This is a genomic window from Blastomonas sp. UPD001 (assembly GCF_003426715.1).
GTDB lineage: Bacteria > Pseudomonadota > Alphaproteobacteria > Sphingomonadales > Sphingomonadaceae > Blastomonas.
In genome coordinates, this window is sequence record NZ_QKVT01000001.1 from 3,215,005 (window position 1) to 3,218,191 (window position 3,187).

Genomic DNA, 3,187 nt, shown 5'->3' on the forward strand with positions numbered 1-3,187 from the left:
TTACGCCAGCATGCCAACTGCGTCATGCCCTGGCCGGTGCGCTTGAGGCATTCTTCAGGCATCTCGATCGCTATAGCCTCGCGGATATTGCCAAAAACCCGGCAGCGGTGCGCGAAAGCTTGCTGCCATCGGACATTGGCCGCTACTAACCTTTATCATGCGCATCGCGATCATCGACACAAGCACCACGCGCGCAGCGATCATCTCGGATGGCTTGCGCGAGGCTGGCCTCACCGACCTCGTGATCATCGATCACGCTGCAGGGCTTGCTGCGCAGATCGAACGTGCTGCACCCGAGGTTGTGCTGATCAATCTTGAGAATCCAAGCCGGGATATGCTGGAGGACTTTTTCGCAATGTCGCGTGCCCTTGCGCGGCCGATCGCGATGTTCGTGGACCAGAGCGATGCCGAGTCGACAAGTGCAGCGGTGGATGCGGGCGTATCGGCCTATGTTGTCGATGGCTTGGCTAAGCAGCGCATTAAGCCGGTGCTGGACCTCGCCATTCGCCGCTTTCAAGCATTTTCACGGCTGCAGGCCGAGTTGGCGGAAGCACGGACCGCGCTGGCCGACCGACAGGCAATCGATCGCGCCAAGGCGATCCTGATGAAGCGCAAAGGGCTGGACGAGCCAGCTGCTTATGCCCTGCTGCGCAATCATGCGATGCGATCCAACCGCCGCATTGCCGAGGTCGCCGAGGCCATCGTGACCAGCGAAGCCCTGATGGGAGATATGCCATGAGCAATACCCTCATGAGGATTGGTTTCCTGCCGCTGGTTGATGCGGCACTGCCAATCCTGGCGCGTGAGCTGGGCTTTGCCGAGGATGAAGGATTGGACCTGCAACTGGTCCGCGACATCACCTGGGCGGCGGTACGCGACCGTCTGATGTATGGGCAGACGGACGCGGCACACATGGTCGCACCGCTCGCGATCGCCACCGCATTGGGGTGCGACAGGCCGGCAATGCCGCTCGCCGTCCCGTTCGTGCTCGGTCTCAATGGCAACGCGCTCACCGTATCAACGGCACTGGCAGAAGCCTTGATGCTCGACAACACGCTGGGTGACCCATTCGAAATCGGCGCAAGGTTGAAGCTGGAGGCGGAACGCCGGGTCGCCATCGGCAAGCCGCTGCGTTTCGGGGTGGTCCATCGCTATTCCAGCCACAACTATATGCTGCGCTACTGGCTGGCTGGCGTAGGGATTCAGCCTGACGTCGATGTCGAGATCACCGTCACCAGCCCGCCCTTCGCCGCCGATGCACTGGCCTGCGGCGATGTTGACGGCATCTGCGTTGGCGAACCGTGGAACAGCATCGCGGTGGATCGCGGTGTCGGGCGGATCATGCTGGCCACTGCGCAGATCTGGCGGCGCGGTGTGGAAAAAGTGCTGGCGGTGCGGCTCGATGGTCGGCAGGCCGACACCGACGCAACCGAGCGGCTGGTGCGAGCGCTGCACAGAGCGGCTGCGCATTTCGTCGAGCCTGGCAATACAGAGGCAAATGCGGCCATATTGTCACGCTCGGAATATCTGGACGCACCCCGCGAAACGATCCTGCGGGCGACCACGGACCGGATCCGGCTCACGCAGGGGGCCGATGCCATTCATTATCCCGACTTCATGTTTCAACATCGCGAGGCCGCCAACTTCCCCTGGCGCAGTCAGGCCATGTGGCTGTATTCGCAGATGGCCCGGTGGGGGCATGCCGAAGCGAGCGAGGTGGGTTTTGCCGGAGCAGCCCAGGTGTTCCGTCCTGACATCTACAGGTCCGCGCTTGCTGGGACTGATGCGATACTGCCCGGCGCCAGTGCCAAGGTGGAAGGTGCCAACAGCGTGCCGCGTGGTGCTTCCAGCCAGACGGGCAGACTGATTCTCGGTGAAGACCAATTCTTCGATCGCGTTCAGTTCGATCCTGACCGGGCGATGGACTACCTGGAGCACCAGCGCACAAAGCCCATGATATGAGCATTCTAGCCTCGCCAATTGCAAATGCTGCAACGCACAAAAATTAGCTTGCGCTATAGTCGATTCGCTGACAACTTAAAGGAAGATCAGGCAATGATGCGTGGTCTATCATAACCAGGTCGGTCCAATGAAGGGCTGAACTGGCCGCTTCGGTTAATACGAAGCATGGCAATGACGCCGCCCGAACCGGTCCTGATGACCGCGCTTCGAGGCGGCTTTTTTCGTGTCTGAAAGGAGCATGGCTTTGACGGTTCATTCCGCCAGATTGACAGACGGGATTGTCCAGCTCTCGGGCGCGGCCATCGTTAGCTGCCCTGTCGCTGCCTTCGCGAGCATTGTCTCGCTGCTTCTCCATCATCACCGCGTGCTCCCCCCTGCGCTCCGGCCAACAAGCCCCGGCGTATGCGCTCGGTCCCACCAGCCGGACGGGTCTTCCGCGCCGCACCATCACAGGGGTTTATCATGAACAAGGGTTTCTGGTCGGCGGGACACCGCCCGACGCTGTTTGCGGCATTCTTATATTTCGATCTGGCGTTTATGGTATGGGTGCTGCTCGGCCCGCTCGCCCCGATGATCGCCACCGATCTGGGATTGAACGACGCCCAGAAGGGCCTGATGGTCGCAATACCCACGCTGGCGGGCGCGGTGCTGCGGCTGGTCAACGGCGTGCTGGTCGACAAGATCGGCCCCAAGTCTACCGGCGCGATCGGCCAGTTGATCGTGATCGGCGGGCTGGCGACGGCGTGGATGCTGGGGGTCAACAGCTTTGGCGGTGCCGTGGCATTGGGCGTGATCCTGGGCTTTGCCGGTGCCAGCTTTGCCGTCGCGTTGCCGCTGGCGAGCCGCTGGTATCCTGCCGAGCATCAGGGGACCGCGCTGGGAATTGCGGGCATGGGCAATTCCGGCACGGTGCTCGCCGCATTGTTTGCGCCGCTGCTGGCCAAGGCGTTCGGCTGGAACGCGGTGCTGGGCCTTGCCTGCATCCCGCTGGCGATCACCTTCGTCATCTACATGGTGCTGGCCAAGGATGCGCCAAACCCGCCCGCGCCCAAGTCGATCTTCGCCTATCTTGAGCCGTTGAAGAAAGCCGATGCATGGTGGTTCATGCTGTTCTACGGCGTCACCTTCGGCGGTTTCGTGGGCCTTGCCGCGTCGCTTTCGATCTACTTCGTCGACCAGTTCGCGCTGACCCCGGTGGTGGCGGGCTATTGCACGGCAGCGTGCG

3 protein-coding genes are annotated in these 3,187 nt (G+C 61.9%); all 3 read left to right on the forward strand.

Annotated elements, in window-relative coordinates; translation table 11 throughout:
* The first annotated feature begins 157 nt into the window (after positions 1–157).
* Positions 158–739: an ANTAR domain-containing response regulator gene (locus DM995_RS16360; protein ID WP_017671402.1), complete on the forward strand. Its 582-nt coding sequence runs from the start codon at positions 158–160 to the stop codon at positions 737–739.
* Positions 736–1,962, forward strand: a complete 1,227-nt coding sequence (locus DM995_RS16365; protein WP_066214137.1) for a CmpA/NrtA family ABC transporter substrate-binding protein — start codon at positions 736–738, stop codon at positions 1,960–1,962. Before DM995_RS16360 ends, DM995_RS16365 begins: the two co-directional genes overlap by 4 nt.
* A 462-nt stretch (positions 1,963–2,424) precedes the next feature.
* The coding region (locus tag DM995_RS16370; protein ID WP_116970107.1) for an MFS transporter at positions 2,425–3,187 on the forward strand (763 nt) is incomplete at its 3' end.

Coding starts and splice junctions, on each gene's coding strand:
- DM995_RS16360 (WP_017671402.1), top strand. CDS start 158: ATGCGCATCGCGATCATCGACACAAGCACCACGCGCGCAGCGATCATC.
- DM995_RS16365 (WP_066214137.1), top strand. CDS start 736: ATGAGCAATACCCTCATGAGGATTGGTTTCCTGCCGCTGGTTGATGCG.